Annotated in this window: 1 pseudogene; it reads right to left on the bottom strand. The window is 70.0% G+C overall.

The window, feature by feature from the left end:
• Positions 1–219, bottom strand: a pseudogene (locus tag AC13HU_RS38420) (IS701 family transposase); the annotation flags it as partial.
• Positions 220–253: the final 34 nt, after the last annotated feature.

The following is a 253-nucleotide window of genomic DNA, read 5'->3' as shown; positions in this document are numbered from 1 at the left end:
GTCGCGGGCACCGTCCTCGTCCCAGACGGCCTGGTAGAGCAGGCGCTGTGTCCCGAACGCCCGCGCTTGCCCTGCGTGCTCGGCCACGGTCCAGCAGTTCTTGCGCGGCAGGTCGGCCAGCAGGCCACGCATGTACGCGCAGGCGTGTGCCCGAGGCTCGCGGCGGGCGAACAGCGGGGCCAACGCGGCGGAGAGCTCATCGAACTTCTCCCGGAACAACGAGGGATCTATGCTGACGACAGAGGCCGCCTGA

The organism is Streptomyces sp. NH27, assembly GCF_056859195.1.
Note: the sequence above shows the minus strand (reverse complement) of the source record. Positions and strands in the feature narration are given on the sequence as shown.